Annotated in this window: 11 protein-coding genes, 3 tRNA genes and 3 rRNA genes; 6 read left to right on the top strand and 11 right to left on the bottom strand. The window is 60.0% G+C overall.

The features are described from left to right. Positions 1-24 precede the first annotated feature (24 nt). The 9 genes from ACZ46S_RS10240 to clpB form a co-directional block, all read right to left on the bottom strand. Positions 25-1,368 carry a tyrosine-type recombinase/integrase gene (locus ACZ46S_RS10240; protein WP_464061644.1) on the bottom strand — a complete coding sequence of 448 codons (1,344 nt, stop codon included), beginning with the start codon at positions 1,366-1,368 and terminating at the stop codon, positions 25-27. Between the two features lie 169 nt (positions 1,369-1,537). After that, positions 1,538-1,614 (bottom strand) — tRNA-Met (locus ACZ46S_RS10245). A 70-nt stretch (positions 1,615-1,684) separates the two neighbouring features. After that, a 5S ribosomal RNA gene (rrf, locus tag ACZ46S_RS10250) occupies positions 1,685-1,799 on the bottom strand. Between the two features lie 176 nt (positions 1,800-1,975). After that, positions 1,976-4,711, bottom strand: a 23S ribosomal RNA gene (locus ACZ46S_RS10255). A 512-nt stretch (positions 4,712-5,223) separates the two neighbouring features. Beyond that, a tRNA-Ala gene (locus ACZ46S_RS10260) sits at positions 5,224-5,299 on the bottom strand. Positions 5,300-5,391: 92 nt separating this feature from the next. Next, positions 5,392-5,468, bottom strand: a tRNA-Ile gene (locus tag ACZ46S_RS10265). 196 nt (positions 5,469-5,664) lie between these two features. Further along, positions 5,665-7,149, bottom strand: a 16S ribosomal RNA gene (locus tag ACZ46S_RS10270). Together the 16S, 23S and 5S rRNA genes with 3 tRNA genes alongside form the textbook arrangement of a ribosomal RNA operon. Positions 7,150-7,678: 529 nt before the next feature. Next, the gene (locus ACZ46S_RS10275; RefSeq protein WP_464061645.1) at positions 7,679-8,269 is read right to left on the bottom strand and encodes a cysteine hydrolase family protein; all 591 of its coding nucleotides are present in this window, start codon (positions 8,267-8,269) and stop codon (positions 7,679-7,681) included. A 41-nt stretch (positions 8,270-8,310) separates the two neighbouring features. Beyond that, a complete protein-coding gene (gene clpB, locus ACZ46S_RS10280; RefSeq protein ID WP_464061646.1) occupies positions 8,311-10,890 on the bottom strand; it encodes an ATP-dependent chaperone ClpB in 2,580 nt (859 codons plus the stop codon). 131 nt (positions 10,891-11,021) lie between these two features. On the opposite strand from clpB, the gene ACZ46S_RS10285 reads away from it, so the two are divergent. Continuing rightward, positions 11,022-11,786 carry an MOSC domain-containing protein gene (locus tag ACZ46S_RS10285; RefSeq protein ID WP_464061647.1) on the top strand — a complete coding sequence of 255 codons (765 nt, stop codon included), beginning with the start codon at positions 11,022-11,024 and terminating at the stop codon, positions 11,784-11,786. Here the strand turns inward: ACZ46S_RS10285 and ACZ46S_RS10290 are convergent. Both ACZ46S_RS10290 and ACZ46S_RS10295 read right to left on the bottom strand, forming a co-directional pair. After that, positions 11,773-13,044, bottom strand: a complete 1,272-nt coding sequence (locus tag ACZ46S_RS10290) for an AmpG family muropeptide MFS transporter (RefSeq protein ID WP_464061648.1) — start codon at positions 13,042-13,044, stop codon at positions 11,773-11,775. The genes ACZ46S_RS10285 and ACZ46S_RS10290 overlap by 14 nt on opposite strands. Beyond that, positions 13,041-13,541: a DUF3617 domain-containing protein gene (locus ACZ46S_RS10295; RefSeq protein ID WP_464061649.1), complete on the bottom strand. Its 501-nt coding sequence runs from the start codon at positions 13,539-13,541 to the stop codon at positions 13,041-13,043. The genes ACZ46S_RS10290 and ACZ46S_RS10295 overlap by 4 nt, the downstream gene beginning before the upstream one ends. Positions 13,542-13,666: 125 nt before the next feature. Between ACZ46S_RS10295 and ACZ46S_RS10300 the strand changes: the two genes are divergently transcribed. From ACZ46S_RS10300 to rapZ, 5 genes are all read left to right on the top strand, one after another. Further along, on the top strand, positions 13,667-15,103 hold the full coding sequence (locus ACZ46S_RS10300) for a glycosyltransferase family 4 protein (RefSeq protein WP_464061650.1): 1,437 nt from the start codon (positions 13,667-13,669) through the stop codon (positions 15,101-15,103). A 452-nt stretch (positions 15,104-15,555) separates the two neighbouring features. Further along, positions 15,556-16,296 (top strand): response regulator transcription factor, encoded by a 741-nt coding sequence (locus ACZ46S_RS10305; protein WP_464061651.1) that lies wholly within the window; start codon positions 15,556-15,558, stop codon positions 16,294-16,296. 404 nt (positions 16,297-16,700) lie between these two features. Further along, a complete protein-coding gene (locus ACZ46S_RS10310) occupies positions 16,701-17,948 on the top strand; it encodes a type III PLP-dependent enzyme (RefSeq protein ID WP_464061652.1) in 1,248 nt (415 codons plus the stop codon). Positions 17,949-18,027: 79 nt separating this feature from the next. Then, a complete protein-coding gene (locus ACZ46S_RS10315) occupies positions 18,028-18,465 on the top strand; it encodes an HPr kinase/phosphorylase (protein WP_464061653.1) in 438 nt (145 codons plus the stop codon). Further along, on the top strand, positions 18,462-19,361 hold the full coding sequence (rapZ, locus tag ACZ46S_RS10320) for an RNase adapter RapZ (protein ID WP_464061654.1): 900 nt from the start codon (positions 18,462-18,464) through the stop codon (positions 19,359-19,361). Before ACZ46S_RS10315 ends, rapZ begins: the two co-directional genes overlap by 4 nt.

Consider the following 19,361-nt stretch of genomic DNA (forward strand, 5'->3'; position numbering starts at 1 on the left):
GCTTTCCGTCAGTTCCGCCCAGTTCTAATCCGCCCCATCCCCATCCAATTCCGCACTGCCCTCTCCCGCCTTCCGCGCGCCTTTCCGCGCACCGGTTTTCGTTTTCCCACTCCAGGCCCGCTTGCGCATGACATTGATGGCGGTGGCATCCAGCGTGTTCTTCAGATGGATCGCATAATGCTTCTCGATCATCTCAACCGAGGTGCGGCAATTCTTCGCCACCTGATAAATATCGGCGCCCTCCATCAGCCGCATGCAGATATAGGTATGGCGCAAACTATAGGCGGTCCGAGCCTTGCCATCCCGGTCCAGCTTCAATCCGGTGCGCGCCAGCAGATTATTGAACAGCTTGATGTGATTGCCCGGGAAGACGAGGTCGGTCGGCTTCGGATATTCAGGTGCGGGAGGAGCGGGCGCGTCCCCGCCAGTCCTGCGCCGGTGCTGCCGCTCCCGGCGGGATTCCGCCTGCACCGGCTTAGCCCGCGCCAGTAGCCGCTGATAAACCCGCACAGCCCCTGGCATACTCTTGCAATGCCCGACACCGCGCTTACCGCGAACCTCGATCTCCAGAAGCTCCTGTTTGCCGTCACCCTCAGCAATCGTCACATCCCGATGCTGCAGATTAAACGCCTCATCTGGCCGCAACCCGGTATTGGCCATGAACAGCACGAAGTCATAAACCTGCTCGGCATTCCACTTAAGGTGTGAGCGGAACGGTTCCTTCGCATAAGCCCGCGCCGCCTCGTAAAGCTGCTTATATTCCTCGGGGCTGAACCAGGGCCGGTGGGTGATTTTGCCCTGGGTCCGATAAGGCGGCGTCAGGTCCGGCAGATGCTCCAGCCAGCCATGGCGAATGGCGGTTTTGAGGACCATGCGCAGCGTCACCACCTCATCGTGCAGCGTGCTGCGGGCCGGCGGCTTGGCCTTGGGCTTATGCTGACTTTTGGAGTGAGGGTTGGGCGCGGCATAGCTCGTCATCCGGTGCACGCGATATTCCTGCACCTTGCCGGGCGTGACCTTGTCCAACGGCAACGCCCCAAAGAACGGCAACAGGTGCACCCGCAACCGGATCCCATGGCTCTCGGTCCATTTCTCCGAGCGCTCGCCCTCGGTGATGACGCCATATTCCTTGAGGAACTGCTCCGCCGCCTTCCTAAAAGTCGGACGGTCATTCAACACACCCGCTTCGGCCTGGCCGTGCAGTTTGAAGTACCAGCTCTCCGCCGCCTTGGCGGCCAGCTCCTGGCCCTCCTGCTTGGTACTGAATTGTCGCTGCCGGCCAGCCACAGACGCCCGCGCCTGCCAGAAGCGGCTATTGCCGCGCTGATAAATCTGAACCTTTCCACCCAACAGCTCGACGGTCGGCATGACACCCCCTTGCGCATAACGCGCTCCGGTTGAGGATCATTGGCAGACCACGACCATAGGCCATCAGGTTTGGGATTTCGAGTTAAATTACCCTAAGACTGCCCTAGGGCTTAGATACGCAAACGGCCCCATGAGAGGGGCCATTGAGCATTGATTTGATTGTAGGATTTGGTTGCGGGACCTGGATTTGAACCAGGGACCTTCAGGTTATGAGCCTGACGAGCTACCGGGCTGCTCCACCCCGCGTCACCGAGTAAAAAACCGCCCTTGGTGTCCCTTGGGCGGTTTTTGTTATTTGGTATTGATAGGCTGGAAGACCTGGCGGCGACCTACTCTCCCGTGCCTTAAGACACAGTACCATTGGCGCTGGGGATTTTCACGTCCGAGTTCGGGATGGGATCGGGTGTAGGCTCCCCGCCAAAGCCACCAGGTCGTCCAGCCTATCAATTTAAGCTGTCGTGGTTGAGGTTTTGGTGCTTTTTTGAGCTGGCTGCTTCAGACTTCGCTAACGCTTTGTCATCAGCAGCTTTGTGTGATCTCGTTTGCTTTTGTCCAAATCAGCTTTTCGTCCGGATGGATGATTGCTGCTTATGGGGTTGGTGAGACGATGTTGAACTCTATCGGGTGATTAGTACCGGTTAGCTTCGCACATTACTGCGCTTCCACACCCGGCCTATTAACGTGGTGGTCTACCACGACCCTCAGGGAGGCCTAGTTTTGAGGTAAGTTTCCCGCTTAGATGCTTTCAGCGGTTATCTTTTCCGTACTTAGCTACCCGGCTGTGCCGCTGGCGCGACAACCGGTACACCAGAGGTACGTCCATCCCGGTCCTCTCGTACTAGGGACAGATCCTCTCAAGCCTCCAACACCCACGGCAGATAGGGACCGAACTGTCTCACGACGTTCTAAACCCAGCTCACGTACCACTTTAATCGGCGAACAGCCGAACCCTTGGGACCTGCTCCAGCCCCAGGATGTGATGAGCCGACATCGAGGTGCCAAACCTCCCCGTCGATGTGGACTCTTGGGGGAGATCAGCCTGTTATCCCTAGAGTACCTTTTATCCGTTGAGCGATGGCCCTTCCATGCGGAACCACCGGATCACTATGGCCGACTTTCGTCTCTGCTCGAGCTGTCACTCTCGCAGTCAGGCGGGCTTATGCCATTGCACTCAACAGCCGATGTCCGACCGGCTTGAGCCCACCATCGCGCGCCTCCGTTACTTTTTGGGAGGCGACCGCCCCAGTCAAACTGCCCACCATGCAGGGTCCCGATCCCGGATAACGGGATTCGGTTAGATATCAGAAGAGTTCAGGGCGGTATTTCAAGGTTGGCTCCACCAGAGCTAGCGCCCCGGGTTCAATGCCTCCCGCCTATCCTACACAGCACTCTCCTAATACCACTGCAAAGTTGCAGTAAAGGTTCATAGGGTCTTTCCGTCTGACCGCGGGTACCCCGCATCTTCACGGGGAATTCAATTTCGCTGAGCCTACGCTGGAGACAGTGGGGAAGTCGTTACGCCATTCGTGCAGGTCGGAACTTACCCGACAAGGAATTTCGCTACCTTAGGACCGTTATAGTTACGGCCGCCGTTTACCGGGGCTTCAATTCAGTGCTTGCACACCTCCTCTTAACCTTCCGGCACCGGGCAGGCGTCAGACCGTATACGTCGTCTCTCGACTTCGCACAGCCCTGTGTTTTTACTAAACAGTCGCTACCCCCTCTTTTGTGCCACCCAATCATGGTTGCCCACAATTGGGTCTCGCTTATCCCGAAGTTACGCGAGTAATTTGCCTAGTTCCTTCAGCATAGTTCTCTCAAGCGCCTTGGTATACTCTACCAGTCCACCTGTGTCGGTTTAGGGTACGGTCTATATGCTAGAGCTATTTCCTGGAATGCTTAAAAAGCCAGATCAATCCAATAAGACCTGACAACATCTCGCATTCGTCACTTCTAGCAGGCACAGGAATATTCACCTGTTTCCCATCGACTACGGCTTTCGCCCTCGCCTTAGGAGCCGGCTCACCCTGCGCGGATTAACCTTGCGCAGGAACCCTTGGACTTACGGCGACAGAGTTTCTCACTCTGTTTGTCGCTACTCATGTCAGCATTCGCACTTCTGATACCTCCAGGACCGGTCACCCGTATCCCTTCGCAGGCCTACAGAACGCTCCGCTACCGCTTGGCTAATGCCAAGCCCACAGCTTCGGTATATGGCTTGAGCCCCGTTACATTTTCGGCGCAGGATTTCTATTAGACCAGTGAGCTATTACGCTTTCTTTAAAGGATGGCTGCTTCTAAGCCAACCTCCTGGTTGTTTTGGAATTCCCACATCCTTTCCCACTTAGCCATAATTTGGGGACCTTAGCTGGTGGTCTGGGCTGTTTCCCTCTCGACGATGGACCTTAGCACCCACCGTCTGTCTGCCGTACAAGTCTCCTGGGTATTCGGAGTTTGGTTAGGTTTGGTAAGTCTTTGGGACCCCCTAGCCCATCCAGTGCTCTACCCCCCAGGGCATACATACGACGATCTACCTCAATAGATTTCGCGGAGAACCAGCTATCTCCAAGTTTGATTGGCCTTTCACCCCTAGCCACAGCTCATCCCCGACTTTTTCAACAGGCGTGGGTTCGGCCCTCCAGTGGGTGTTACCCCACCTTCAGCCTGGCCATGGCTAGATCACTTGGTTTCGGGTCTTCTGCCCGCGACTGAATGCCCTATTCAGACTCGCTTTCGCTGCGCCTACGTCTAACGACTTAAGCTTGCCGCGAACAGAAACTCGCTGACCCATTATACAAAAGGTACGCCGTCACACCAAAAGGTGCTCCGACTGCTTGTAGGCATCCGGTTTCAGGTCTCTTTCACTCCCCTTGTCGGGGTGCTTTTCACCTTTCCCTCACGGTACTTGTCCACTATCGGTCACCAGGGAGTATTTAGGCTTGGAGGATGGTCCCCCCATGTTCAGACAGGGTTTCACGTGCCCCGCCTTACTCAAGTCCTCAAATGTTGCCTTCGCATACGGGGCTATCACCCATATTGCCGGACTTTCCAGACCGTTCTGCTAACGTCATTTGAGGCACTGGCCTGCTCCGCGTTCGCTCGCCACTACTAGCGGAATCTCAATTGATGTCTTTTCCTCCAGGTACTGAGATGTTTCAGTTCCCCGGGTTTGCCTCTCTACCCTATGAATTCAGATAGAGATCTCCTTGCGGAGGGGTTTCCCCATTCGGATATCTTTGGATCAAAACCTGCTCGCGGTTCCCCAAAGCTTTACGCAGCGTGCCACGTCCTTCATCGCCTCCTGGTGCCAAGGCATCCACCGAATGCCCTTTTGTCGTTCAATTCGTTCTCACCACACGCTATCGCATTGAACACACAATAACGCGCTACCCACCATAAACAGGAACCATCCATCGGCGTTCCGGCTCACCCTCCATCATCTCAACATCGCCGCTAGGTACAGCAATCGTCAAAACAACTTCACCAGGCAAACCCAACTTCCAACAGCGTTTGACTGTTAGGCAGATGAGATCACACATGCACTGAACACTCGAACCATCTTGTGTCTCGCTTCAAGCTTACGCTCTCCACGGGTCAGACAACCCAACACAAGAAGCCCGGACCGATCCTCAAGGCCGAAACCCCAAAAATCAATGCGCGCATCCAGATGCACCAAAACCTATTCACCATGACAAAGAACAAATTCGTTCCCGACATTGCAGCTGGGAACAAACATCCAAGCCTCTTCGCCTTGACCTTTTCAGGAACAAGGTAAATCAGCTCGAAACTCGTGCTTACCTGTAACAGACATCCGCGCAAGGCCGCCAAGCCCTGCTCACCACAACCAACCAAATCTGGTGGAGATGGACGGAATCGAACCGACGACCCCCTGCTTGCAAAGCAGGTGCTCTACCAATTGAGCTACATCCCCAGCATGGTATCTGGCCTGGCCGATCCAGACTTCGCAGCAAGCCGCTCCGTCATCGGCAGGCATGGCGTTCTTTCAAACACCACCACCAATCATGGTGGGCCAGGGAGGACTTGAACCTCCGACCCCACGCTTATCAAGCGTGTGCTCTAACCAACTGAGCTACTAGCCCGAGATCTAAAGTCCGCATCGGTTGGTATCGACAAAAACCGACACCGCCGCTGTTACAGGAAAGGGATACGTTGATGGCGCTTCATGACAACATCCGGACAGGATGTGTTGCCTAAATCATCCGATCTAGGTCTTTTTTTCAGGAAAATCCCAAATCAGCCAGCAAAAGCCAGCCAATGCTCAGGATCATATCCTTGAAAGGAGGTGATCCAGCCGCAGGTTCCCCTACGGCTACCTTGTTACGACTTCACCCCAGTCTCTGACCCGACCGTGGTAGGCTACCTCCTTGCGGTTAGCGCACCTACTTAAGGTCAAACCAAATCCCATGGTGTGACGGGCGGTGTGTACAAGGCCCGGGAACGTATTCACCGTGGCATGCTGATCCACGATTACTAGCGATTCCACCTTCATGTACTCGAGTTGCAGAGTACAATCTGAACTGAGATGGCTTTTAGAGATCAGCACGGTATCACTACCTAGCTTCCCACTGTCACCACCATTGTAGCACGTGTGTAGCCCAGGACATAAGGGCCATGAGGACTTGACGTCATCCCCACCTTCCTCCGGCTTGTCACCGGCAGTTCCTCTAGAGTGCCCAACTAAATGATGGCAACTAAAGGCGAGGGTTGCGCTCGTTGCGGGACTTAACCCAACATCTCACGACACGAGCTGACGACAGCCATGCAGCACCTGTGCGGAAGGTCCCTTGCGGGAAAAGTACATCTCTGTACCGGTCCTCCCCATGTCAAATCCTGGTAAGGTTCTGCGCGTTGCTTCGAATTAAACCACATGCTCCACCGCTTGTGCGGGCCCCCGTCAATTCCTTTGAGTTTCAACCTTGCGGCCGTACTCCCCAGGCGGTGTGCTTATCGCGTTAGCTACGACACTGAGAAACTAAGTTCCCCAACATCCAGCACACATCGTTTACAGCGTGGACTACCAGGGTATCTAATCCTGTTTGCTCCCCACGCTTTCGCGCCTCAGCGTCAGTTAAGGACCAGGTTGCCGCCTTCGCCACCGGTGTTCTTTCCAATATCTACGAATTTCACCTCTACACTGGAAATTCCACAACCCTCTTCCTCACTCTAGCTCGCACGTATCAAAAGCAGTCCCCAGGTTGAGCCCAGGAATTTCACTTCTGACTGTACATGCCGCCTACGCGCCCTTTACGCCCAGTCATTCCGAGCAACGCTAGCCCCCTTCGTATTACCGCGGCTGCTGGCACGAAGTTAGCCGGGGCTTATTCTGCAGGTACCGTCATCATCGTCCCTGCCAAAAGTGCTTTACAATCCGAAGACCTTCTTCACACACGCGGCATTGCTGGATCAGGGTTTCCCCCATTGTCCAATATTCCCCACTGCTGCCTCCCGTAGGAGTTTGGGCCGTGTCTCAGTCCCAATGTGGCTGATCATCCTCTCAGACCAGCTACTGATCGTCGCCTTGGTAGGCCTTTACCCCACCAACAAGCTAATCAGACGCAGGCTCCTCCCAAGGCGACTTGCGCCTTTGACCCTCAGGTATCATGCGGTATTAGCAGCAGTTTCCCGCTGTTGTCCCCCACCCCAGGATAGATTCCTACGTGTTACTCACCCGTCCGCCGCTGCCATTGCTGACCGCGCGACTTGCATGTGTTAAGCATGCCGCCAGCGTTCGCTCTGAGCCAGGATCAAACTCTCAAGTTCATCCTACCCAGCGCCTAACCGGCACTAAATATAAATGAAGAAAGCCCTGCTCAAACATGTCGTTCCTCAGTCTTTCAACCAAGAATATTCGAAGCGTTTCTGTACGTAATTTCAAAAGAAATACACAAGACAACGCTTCCAAACGACAGAGGTAAAAACAGAACTTAACCCGACCCTCATATCATCACCTGGATAGTCAAACCACCCAGCAGAGATCAGTAAAACCAATCCCCGGAAACGCCACCAGCGTATCCCTTCCCAGCCTATGCAATTGTCAAAGAGCTAAACCGGAAAATCTCAACCCACAAACCAAAAGGTTCGTAGCAAGGCCATCCAATCTACCCGCCCAAGCGCCTCAGATCAAGTCCGAAGCGCCCGTCGGTGGAGCGGCTTCTAACGCCGACCGACAGCAACTGTCAACGCAGCGTCATCGTCAGTAAAAACCGACAAAATCCGAGGCAAACCCTCATCTCCTCCTCGACCCGCGGCAAAATCCGCCGGAAAATCTTTCAAAAAAATAGCTATGCACTCAACGCATAGCTTCAAGATAGTCCCGGGTCGTGAAAATCCGAGCAAAACCGGCCCCCAGCGTTGCGCTCACCGCCTGAATGATCGCTTCCTGCCGGTAATCAGCGCCCAGGTCCGGCGCCCCCGTCGCGTCGGCGATGAAATCCACGAAGTAATCCTTGTCATGCGCGGCGCGTGCCGTGGTCTCGCAGCAGAAATTGGTCATATAGCCACAGATTGCCAACCGGCTGACGCCCAGACTGCGCAGAATTGGCTCCAGCGCGGTGCCCTCGAAGCATGAATAGCGGTGCTTGGTGATATGCAGTGCCGCCGGCAACTGCATCAACCCATCCACATAATCCGCCTCGGCGGTGCCTTCGACAAAACTGACCGGCTCCGCTGTACCGGCGAAATCGAACATCCGCCCGGCGTCACGCCCATCCGCGCGGTGCACATGGCGTACATAGATCACCGGCTTGCCGGCCGCGCCGAACGCCTCGATCAGCTGGTTGATCCGGCCAAGCGACGCCTGGATGCCCGGCACACAGAGCGGCGAGTCAGGCAGGGCGTAAATATTTTGAACGTCAATGACGAGCAGCGCGGTGTCGGACATAAAAACTCCCCGGAAGTGCGACCTTCCGGGGAGCCTAGCACTTAAGCGGCCTCGGCGAGATGACCGCCGATCACTAAACCATCCGGCGAGCCGGACACTTTCACGTTCTCGCCATCCTTCACCGCCCCTTCCAGGATCAGCCCCGCCAGCGGGTTCTGCAGGTTGCGTTGGATCACGCGCTTCAGCGGCCGCGCGCCATAGACCGGGTCATATCCCGCCTCGGCCAGCCAATCCCGCGCGGACTGGTCCAGCTCCAGCCGGATATTACGATCCGCCAGCAACGCCTCCAGCCGCTTCAGCTGGATGGAGACAATCGCCCCCATATCCGCCCGCTGCAGCCGGCCGAACAGCACGATCTCATCCAGCCGGTTGAGGAATTCCGGCCGGAAATGCTCGCGCACCCGCGCCATCACCCCGGCCTCGGCCAGGCGTACATCCTCGCCCTCGGTCTGCGCGGCCAGAATGTCCGAGCCGAGATTGGAGGTGAGCACGATGATCGTGTTCTTGAAATCCACCGTGCGGCCCTGGCCGTCCGTCAGCCGGCCATCATCGAGCACCTGCAGCAGCACGTTGAACACATCCTCATGCGCCTTCTCCACCTCGTCGAACAGCACGACCTGGTAAGGCCGCCGCCGCACCGCCTCGGTCAGCACGCCGCCCTCGTCATAACCGACATAGCCCGGCGGCGCGCCGATCAGCCGCGAGACCGCATGCTTCTCCATGAACTCACTCATGTCGATGCGCACCATCGCCCGCTCATCATCGAACAGGAACTCCGCCAGCGCCTTGGTCAATTCGGTCTTGCCGACACCGGTGGGCCCCAGGAACAGGAACGATCCAATCGGCCGGTTCGGATCCTGCAGCCCCGCGCGCGCCCGGCGCACGGCGTTGGAGACCGCGACCAGAGCCGCCTCCTGCCCCACCACCCGGCGGCGCAGATCATCCTCCATGCGCAGGAGCTTGGCGCGCTCGCCCTCCAGCATCTTTTCCACCGGTACGCCGGTCCAGCGGGAGACGACGGCGGCGATGGAATCCTCGGTCACCGCGTCATTCACCATCTGCCCGTCCTGCTGGGCGGCGAGCTGTTTCTCCAGTTCCGGAATCCGGCCATACAGCAGCTCGGATGCCTTGCCGAGATCACCCTTGCGCTGCGCCAGCTCCACCTCGTTGCGGGCCTGCTCAAGCTGCTCTTTCACCTTCTGCACGTCGGTGAGCTGCGCCTTCTCGGCCTGCCATTTGGCGGTCATCTCGGCGGAGCGCTCTTCCAGCTCGCCCAGCTCGACCTCCAGCTTCTCCAGCCGCTCGCGCGAAGCCGGGTCGGTCTCCTTCTTCAACGCCTCACGCTCGATTTTTAACTGGATCAGCCGGCGGTCCAGCTCGTCCAGCGCCTCGGGCTTGCTGTCCACCTGCATGCGCAGCCGCGAGGCCGCCTCATCCACCAGGTCGATCGCCTTGTCCGGCAGGAACCGGTCGGTGATGTAGCGGTTGGAGAGTGTGGCGGCGGCGACCAGCGCGTTATCCGCGATCCGCACGCCGTGATGCAGCTCGTATTTCTCCTTGATGCCGCGCAGGATGGAGATGGTATCCGCGACACTCGGCTCGTTCACGAAAACCGGCTGGAAGCGCCGCGCCAGGGCGGCATCCTTCTCCACATATTTGCGATATTCATCGAGCGTGGTGGCGCCGACGCAATGCAGCGCGCCACGGGCCAGCTCGGGCTTGAGCAGGTTGGAGGCATCCATCGCGCCGTCGGACTTGCCGGCACCGACCAGCGTATGCATCTCATCGATGAACAGGATGATCTCGCCCTCGGCGGATTCGATCTCCTTCAGCACGGCCTTCAGCCGCTCCTCGAACTCGCCGCGGAATTTCGCCCCCGCCACCAGCGCGCCGAGATCCAGCGCCAGCACGCGCTTATTGCGCAGGCTCTCCGGCACATCGCCATTGACGATGCGCAGCGCCAACCCCTCGACGATGGCGGTCTTGCCCACGCCAGGCTCGCCGATCAGCACCGGGTTATTCTTGGTGCGCCGTGCCAGCACCTGGATGGCACGGCGTATCTCCTCGTCGCGGCCGATCACCGGGTCGAGCTTCTGGTCGCGCGCCAGCTGGGTCACATCCTTGGCGTATTTTTTCAGGGCATCGAATTGCTGCTCGGCCGTGGCGCTGTCCACCTTGCGGCCCTTGCGCATGTCGGCCACCGCCTTCTCCAACGCCTGGGCGGAAACGCCAGCCGCCTTCAGGGCGCGGGCAGCGGCATTATCGCCACCAGCCAGCGCCACCAGCATCCGGTCCTGCGCCACGAAACTATCGCCGGCCTTCTGCGCCGCCTGCTGGGCGGCATCGAGCACGCGCACCAGATCCGGTGTCACGCTCGGCTGGCCGGCCCCGGCCCCCTGCACTTTCGGCAATTTCGCCACAGCGCTATCCACGGCCTGCTTCGCCGCCTGCGGATCCCCCCCGGCAATACGGATCAGCCCGCTGGCTGCTCCTTCCTCATCATCCAGAAACGCCTTCAGCAAATGCTCCGGCGTGATCTGCTGGTTATATTCACGCATCGCGATGGTCTGCGCCGCTTGTATGAAGCCCCGCGCCCGCTCGGTGAATTTCTCAAAATCCATATTCTTGCTCCTTCATCGTCCCTGCATCCCAGGCAACGTTCAGGTCCCGCCCCTCAATAGGCAACGTAACCTTGCCAACCCAATATGGGCAAAGCCATGATCTGTCTCAAGTGGATTTTTGGGGTCGTTCAATGCACATCGCCGCGCTCTATCGCTACCCGGTCAAGGGCCTGACCCCGGAGCTTCTGACCGCCACCCAGCTCTCGCCAGGGCGCTGCATCCCCTGGGACCGGGCCTTCGCGCTGAAACAGGGCGACGCCGTGCTGGACGAGGCGAACCCGGCCTGGATCTCCAAGATGAATTTCATGTGCCTGGCCAAGACCCCCAAAGCCGCCCTGCTGCGTACAAGGTTCGATGACGCCACCCGGATGCTGCATATCGAAGGCCCGGACGGCCCGCTCATCGCCTCGCCGCTCACCCCGGAGGGCCAGGCCGCGCTCACCGCCTATTTCACCGCCTTCCTGGGCGAGGAGGCGCGCTATGGCAGCGAGGGGCAGGCACCGCGCTTCCATTTCTTCCCCGGCCATAGTTTCTGTGACCACAAGACCCAGGTGATCAGCCTGATCGGCAGGGCCTCGCTGGCCGCATTGGAAGACGCTGTCGGCGCCCCGCGCGATGCCCGCCGCTTCCGCGCCAATCTCTATCTGGAGGGCACGAAGCCCTGGGAGGAATTCACCTGGCTCGGCCGCACCCTGGCCATCGGCGAAGTGGAGATGGTGGTGCGCGAGCGCATCGATCGCTGCGCCGCCACCATGGTCAACCCGGACACCGCCGCGCGGGACGCCAACCCGGTGAAAGAGCTGCGCACCCATTTCGGCCATATCGAGCTGGGGATTTTCGCGGAAGTGACCAAAGGCGGCGAAATCCGCACCGGCGACACGCTCAGGCTGATTTGAGCCGGGTTTCGTTCGGCGGGTAGAGGCGCAAAATCACCAGCAGCAGCGCGATGCCGGGTAGCGCCGCGAAGGCGCAGATGACGAAGAAGCTCACCAGCCCGGTGCGCGCCGCCAGGAAGCCGGAAGCGCCGGCGATGGTGTGCAGCGCCAGCGGCGCCAGCGAGGAGAGCAGCGCATATTGCGTGGCGGTATGCTCCGGATGGCACAGCCCTGACAGATAAGAGAGGAAGGCGGTATCCGAAAACGCGTCGGTGAACGCCTCCACCGCCGAGATGATCAGCAGAATATAGGGCAGATGCGGATAGAGTCCGAGCACCGGGTAGAGGCAGAGCGCGGCCACCTGCAGCAAGGCGGTGAACAGCAGCGCCCGCCCCACGCCGATCCGCATCACCAGCAAGCCACCCAACCCCGTTCCCGCAATGCCGCAGATGAGCGAAAGCGGCCCATTCGCCACCGCGATATGGGCGCGGTCGAACCCCAAAGCGGTATAATAAGGTGCCAGCATCGTCCCGCCCAGCGCGCCGCCGAGCCGGAACAGCACGATAAAGCCGATGATCACCGCAATCCCGCGCCGGCCGAGAAACTCCTGCAAGGGCTCGCGCACCGCCTGGGAGAAGCGCGCCGCCAGCCCTGCCGGATGCGCCTCCCGCGCCACCTCCGGCTCCGGCGCAAACAGCACCGCCAACGGCCCCAGCAGCGCCAGCACCGCCATCAGCCCGAACGCCCCATGCCAGCCGAGCCCGATGGAGAGCGCGATCACCCCGGCATTGGAGACCTGATAAGCCACCCGCCAGCCCCAAACCTCGCAGGCCAACGCCGCACCTTGCAAATTCGGCGCAAACGCCTCGATGCGCCAGGCATCGATGATGATGTCCTGGCTGGCGGAGAGAAACGCCACCAGCGCCCCCAGCCCCAGCGTCAGCCAGACATCCTGGCCAGGGTCGCTCAGCGCCAACGCCGCGATGGCCAGCGCCAGCGCGATCTGCACCGGGATCAACCAGCCGCGCCGCCGCCCGAAGAAAAACGGCTTCGCCTCATCGAAAAACGGCGCCCAGACGAATTTCAGCAGATAAGCGAGGCCGATATTCGCCGTCAGCCCGATCATGCCTAGCGGCACGTGCTCGCCGGACATCCAATAGCGCAAGGTCGGCCCGGAGAGCGCCCAAGGCAGGCCGGAAGAAAACCCCAGCACCGCCATGATGCCGAGCCGCCCGAACGCCAAGCGGCTGAACGAGCCCCGGCCGGCCTGTCCGCTCAAGGCGCGTGGTCGTTGATATTGCCCGCCTTGACGAAGACGCCGTCGCGCATGCTGCCTTCATCCCCCGGCGCCATCCCGGCCGGGCACGGGCCCTGCCATTGCAGGTCGGAGACCATCGACATCTCGCCTGAGCTGGTGCTGAAATCCGCTTTCAGCTGCACGGATTTATTACTGGCATAATCCAGCGTCTCATGAATCTTCACAGTCCCGGCCGGCTGCACGCAGGTGCCCGAAATCGTGTAGGTGGCGCCGGAACCGGTAATGCTGAGCTGGCTGCAGCGGCTCTGGCCGGAAAGCAGGAATTTCCGGTCGGTCGCCGGGTCCACGCAGGTCAGCGTCACCACCCCCTGGGCATTCGCCATTGGCGCGCCGCCCGGGCCGGTCACGTTGGTTGTGCTCTGCCACAGCCCCGCCGCGCGGGACGGCAGCTCCGCCGCCTGCGCCAGGCCGCCCAAGGAAAACGCCAGAACCAAGCCAAACGCCAGATTTTTCGTCATGGCCGGCAAATTACCGGGCCGCGCTGGCCGGCGCAATGGTCGGATGGAGCAGGGCTCACGACAAGCTGGGATAGATAATTTACCAAAACGATACTAATGTGAAACCAAATCTAAGGGGCGGAACAATGACCATCTGGTTCGATGTCGAAGATCTGATCAATTTCTTCCAAACCGCGCGCCGCCCCACCGGGATCCAGCGTTTCAGCTTCGAAACCTGCGCCGCCGCCGCCCAACTCCGAGGCAGCACTTTCGATATCGGCTTCTGCCGCCGCAATGAGCGCGGCACCCGCCTGCTGGCCGTGGATTTCGGCGCTTTGGAGGCACGTATCCGCGCCACTGCGGACCAGGAACCATCCGTCCCGGAAACCGCACCGCCCCCGCCCACCGTCAAGGCACCGAGACCCGGACGCCTATACCAGGCGGCGCGCCGCCTGCCGCCCGCCTACCGGCTCCCGCTTGGCGAACTCTACCGGGCTGGCCTGGCCGGTGCCAAAGCACTCAAAGCCCTCGCCCGGGCTGGCTTGGCGACACTCAGCCCGCCGGCGCAGACACCCCCAACGACGACACCCTCGCCTGCCCCGGACACACCGCCAATCACCCTTGGCGCTGGCGATTGGCTGATCCATCTCGGCGCCTCCTGGGAGCGCCCCTACGCACCTGGCTTTCTCAACAGCCTGACCGCCGCCGGGGCGCGCCTTGGCCTGTTCGCGCATGATATGATCCCGGACCTGTTTCCGGAATGGTGCACCCAATCGATGGTGCGGGATTTTTCCCTCTGGCTGGACGAGCAGGTTCCCCGTGCCGACGCCGTCTTCGCGATTTCCCAGAACACGCTGACGGATCTGCAATCCAGCCTGGAGCGCCGCAATCGCCGTGTTCCACCGCAATCACGCCTGCCACCCGGCGGCGCCGGCAAGATCATCGGCACGAGGCTGGCGCGCCCGCTGCCGGACCCATACATTCTGATGGTCGGCACCATCGAGGCGCGCAAAAATCATGGCGGCATGCTGCGGGTCTGGCGGCAATTGCTGCACACCCCCCCGGCCAATGGCGTGCCCCGCCTGGTGTTTGCCGGCAAGGAAGGCTGGTTGACCAAGGATCTGATGCAGCAGCTGGAGAATTCCGCCTATCTGGACGGCCGCATCCTGTTCGTCGATCAACCCAGCGAAACCCAGCTCGCGGCGCTCTATCAGCATTGCCTGTTCACCCTCTACCCATCTTTCTACGAGGGGTGGGGCCTGCCGGTGACGGAATCCCTTTGTTACGGCAAACCGGTCCTGGCCTCCGGCAGCTCGGCCATTCCGGAAGCCGGCGGCCCTTTCTGCGGCTATTTCGATCCCGACGATCTTGCCGCGGCGGAAGCGCTCATCCGCTCCTGGATCGATCACCCTGAACTCGTCGCCCAGGCACAGGCGCAGATTGAAGCGGACTTCATCCCGCCCGCCTGGCAGAACACGGCGGCGGCCTTATTGGCACGATGCCAGCCGCAACAGACTCCTGCCAGCGCGCAGATCCACATCCTCAACCGCCGCGGCGCCCCCACCGAGAGCAACATCCGATAAACGGCATCGTTTGATCGGATAACGTTGCTTGCCCAAACAAAAAGCTGGAGCATGTTCCGCCCGCCGATGGAAACGGAATAGGCTCTGGCGTCATGATTTCAGAGCGTCGGTGCAACTTGAACGCTCCGGCTTTGTTTCAGGCGCGCCTTTCCAGCCCTCATGCTGACGCCGGCACGTCGGACAGACAAATCTCTCGCCGGATTTTATCAGCCATTCTTATAACGGCCGCCACAAAGCGGACGCTTCGTCTTGGCACCGGTATCGCTAAGCAGCCGGCCGCAAACCTCTGATAAACCATATCCTCGCTATAACCCTCCACGAGCCGCAACCTGAGATTAATAATTTTATAAACTATGTCTTACTTTTTACACCCTGTGCGGGATTATTAAATAAATTTATTGACGATTACCCCTCTTGGTTGTATTCGTTCGGCGAACATAACGGAGGCAGCCATGAAGATACTCTCTTTTGAGACGATATCGAATAAAAAAGATCTTTTTACTGCCTTTCTCCGCTCGCGCATGGCCATCGTCGACGAGACCAGCGATCCGGAGGAGGCTCTCGATCTGGTCAAGTTTTATGATTACGACGCCATTCTGCTGCGCTTGTCGGAAACCAGGCTGGGTGACCTGGAATTGGTTCGCAAGCTGCGTCTGGCACGCGTGCGCGCACCGGTCATCGCGGTCGCCCGCGGCATGAGCGAGGCCGTGCGGCTGCGGGTGCTGCAAACAGGCGCGGATGATTTGATCGTCGATGCGCTGTCGCACGAGGAGGTTTTTATCAAGGTGCAAAATCTCGTGCGCCGTTCCCGTGGGTTCCAGGAAAACGCGCTGCGCATCGGCCAGGTCGAGATCAACATGAACGCGAAAAAAATCTACGCCAACGGCAAGCCGGTGACGCTGACCAAGAAGGAATATCAGATCGCCGAGATCCTCGCTCTGCGCAAAGGCGTGGTGCTGAGCAAGGAAGCCATTCTCGATCATCTCTATGGTGGGCTGGACGAGCCGAACCCGAAAATTATCGATGTATTCATCTGCAAGATTCGCAAAAAGCTGCAGGCGTTGGGGGTGGATGATTTCATCGAAACCAACTGGGGCCGCGGCTATATGGCGATCGACCACCGCCAGAGCGCATCCGTACAGGAGACCCTGCCAACCTCACCCAACCCGATGCAGCCGCGCGTTGTGGCCTGAGTCCCTTGGCCGGCAAAATGCCGCCAGTCTTTTCTAGTTCGCATGCAAAAATAGCATAACTCGCGCCGAGCCTAATGGCTTAGAGCATTGTTTGTTCAACCCCACTTGGGTTTGTCCGATGCATCGCACGTGCCGCGAACCTGGCAAGCCAGGTACAGTAACGACGAGACGCATCCTGGTAGGTCGAGAGTCGGTTTCCCCGGAAGCCGGGATCAATTGGGAGAGTTTTGATGTTGCTTTTAGAGCGGAATATCGTGATGCGAAGTCCTCAGACCAGCATCTGATCGAACCGTCTGAATTCAGGCGCTGACGGCTTTTAACCACTGCCGCTCCCTGGATTTTCTTTCGCTTCAATTTTTGGCGGGCCTATAATGCCTGCCGTCGCATGCCGGGGACTTTCCATAATGAGCCTAATCGAAAACCGCGCGGCCGTGGGCCCGCTGCACCGCCACATCTCGCTGCGTGGCGACGTGAAAATCCTGCCGACCGTCAGTGAGATGGTCAAAACGCTGCGCCCCGAGGAGCCGCTGCATTGCGTGCGCCCGAATGTGATCAGCGCCACCACCCGCTCCTTCGCCACCGCCTTCAATGGCGACGTGCTCTATGCCGTGAAGTGCAACCCGGAACCGGCCGTTCTGCGCGCCGTATGGGATGGCGGCGTCCGCCATTTCGACTGCGCCTCCATCTCCGAGGTGCAACTGGTCCGCCGCCTCTTCCCCGGTGCGGAGATTCATTTCATGCACCCGGTGAAATCCCGCACCGCCATCCGTGAAGCCTGGATGCTGCACAGCGTGCGCGATTTCGTGCTGGATTCGGAAAGCGAGCTCACCAAGATCATGGATGAGCTGAACCGCCCGGAGACCGCTAAGCCCGAGACCAAACCCGGCCTGTTCATTCGCCTCGGCCTGCCCGAGACCGGTGCCGCCATCAATCTGTCAAAGAAATTCGGAGCGGATGCTGACGCCGCAATCAACCTCCTGCGCGCCGCCCGGCCGCTGGCCGGCAAGCTCGGTCTGGCCTTCCATGTCGGCTCGCAATGCCTGGACCCGCTGGCCTGGCGCGATGCCATGCAGCTGGCCGGCGAGGTGATCCGCGCCTCTGGCGTGCTTGTGGATGTACTCGATGTCGGCGGCGGCTTCCCGGTCGCCTATCCGGACATGGACCCGCCGCCGCTTGGCGCCTTCATGGCCGAGATCGACGCCGCCTATGACGCGTTGGAGATGCCCTGGCTGAAGCTTTGGGCCGAGCCAGGCCGCGCGCTGGTGGGCGGGGGCGCCTCCGTGGTTGTGCAGGTGCAGCTGCGCCGTGGCGAGATGCTCTATATCAACGATGGCGTCTATGGCGCCCTTGCGGATGCCGGGGCGTTGCGCTTTCGCTTCCCTACACGCCTGCTGCGCGCCCGCGCCAGCCACGGCGCGCCGGACATGGCCTTCGGCTTCTTCGGCCCAAGCTGCGATTCGCTGGATGTGATGCATGGCCCCTTCCTGCTGCCCGGCGACGTGGCGGAGGGCGACTGGATCGAAATCGGCCAGCTCGGCGCCTATGGGGCCTGCCTGCGCACCGCTTTCAATGGCTTCGACCGCGCCGCGCTGGTCGAGGTCTGCGACCGCGCGATGCTGGAAACCGCAGGCTACGAGCCGCCGGAGGAGTAACCTCTCGCGCCTACGGCGGCTTGGCACCCATCTGTCAAGCCTTTCGCGTCTGCCCAAACTTTGCCACAGTCGCGTTACCATGCTTTGGCACGCCTCCTGTGCCGCCCGGCAAAGCCAGCCGGGTGGCGACGCTTTGCTGCTCCTCGGGCCATCCGGCGCGGGGAAATCCGACCTGTTGCTGCGTCTGATTGACCAGGGCTTTACCTTGGTCGCGGATGATCAGGTCATTGTGGAGGACGGCATGGCAAGCCCCGCACCGGGCCTGGCCGGTCTGCTGGAAGTTCGCGGCCTCGGCCTGTTTCATTTCCCCTTCGTCGCGCCGGCAAAGCTGCGGCTGGCGGTGACACTCGGCGCGGCACCGGCGGAGCGCCTGCCGGCGCCGCGCCGCCATGCCCAGCTGGACCTGCCGGAAATCACGCTGGATGCCTCCTTTCCCTCTGCCGCCGCGCGCGCCGCCTTGGCGCTGGAAGCGGCCTGCGGGCGCGTGAGCCAGCATAAAGGCGCCTTCGCGGCATGAGCACGGCGCCCGACAAGCTGCAGGTGGTGCTGGTCACCGGCCTTTCGGGCGCAGGCAAGAACTCTCTGCTGAGAACGCTGGAAGATCTTGGCTTCGAGACGGTGGACAACCCGCCGCTCGACACGCTGGAAACCCTCACCGGCCAGGCCCAACAGAATCTCGCCATCGGCGTGGATGCGCGCTCGCGCGGCTTTTCGGCCGAAAACGTGCTGGAGGCGTTGAAACAGCTACGCCAGCATGACCGGCTGGACCCATCACTCGTCTATACAACTGCCGGCGACAACATATTACTGCGCCGCTATTCCGAAACCCGCCGCCGCCACCCGCTGGCGCAGACCGGGGCCATCGCCGATGGCATCGCGCTGGAGCGCGAACTCACCGCCCCGCTGGCCCGCGCCGCCGACTGGCTGCTGGATACCTCAGCCCTGCCGCTGCCCAAGCTGCGCAATCTGGTGGAAGCTCGCTACGGCGCCACCAATCCCGGCCTTACCGTGGCGCTGGTCTCCTTCTCCTACGCCGCCGGCCTGCCGCCGGAAGCAGATCTGATCTTCGATGCGCGCTTCTTAAAGAATCCGCATTACATCCCACATCTGAAACCACTTTCAGGGCTGGACCCGGAAGTTGGCAGCTTCATCGAAGAAGACGCTGATTTTGCGGAATACTTCGAGAAAGTTCTGAACCTCATCGAATTTTTACTGCCGAGATTCGTGCAGGAAGGAAAGAAATATGCAACAATATGTGTCGGATGCACCGGTGGACAGCATAGATCGGTTTATATGGTCGAAAAATTGAATATTCCTTTGGCCCAGGCGGGCTGGCGGATCGGTGTCACGCACCGGGAAGCGCCGAAATTTCTCAGCCTGCGCGAAGGCTCGGTTGATCCGGGGAAGGGCTGA

Source organism: Acidocella aluminiidurans (genome assembly GCF_055383125.1).